This window comes from Chromohalobacter sp. HP20-39, from assembly GCF_033052815.1.
Taxonomy (GTDB): Bacteria; Pseudomonadota; Gammaproteobacteria; order Pseudomonadales; family Halomonadaceae; genus Chromohalobacter.
In genome coordinates this window covers 1-335 of record NZ_JAWHTP010000345.1, presented here as the reverse complement: position 1 = coordinate 335, position 335 = coordinate 1, and the positions used below count along the sequence as shown (strand labels likewise).

The window sequence follows — 335 nt, the reverse complement described above, 5'->3', positions numbered from 1 at the left end:
CGGAACTGGAATTGATGTGAATCTTAGGCATTACTGCACGCGCCAAGAGTGGGTGATGCTTTTCGCAAAGCAGTCGTTTTCGCTGAAGAGCCATTCCGCTTCTGGAAGCGGAGATGTGTGGCGGCTTGGCATGGAGCGGCAGGAAACAGGGCATCCGGCTCCGTTCCCAGTCGCACTTCCCGAAACTGTAATCGAGACCACTGGTGCGGGCGTTCTGTTTGACCCATTCATGGGCAGCGGAACGACTGGGGTTGCGTGTGCGCGGCGCGGGAAACAATTCATTGGCATTGAACTTGAGCCGAAGTTTTTCGACATCGCCTGCGAGCGCATCTCAA

The 335-nt window shown here is 55.8% G+C and carries 1 protein-coding gene; it reads left to right on the top strand.

Going from position 1 to position 335, the window contains the following annotated elements; translation table 11 throughout:
* Nucleotides 1–55: 55 nt before the first annotated feature.
* On the top strand, nucleotides 56–335 hold a 280-nt coding region (locus RVY79_RS18310; RefSeq protein ID WP_317465955.1), incomplete at its 3' end, for a site-specific DNA-methyltransferase.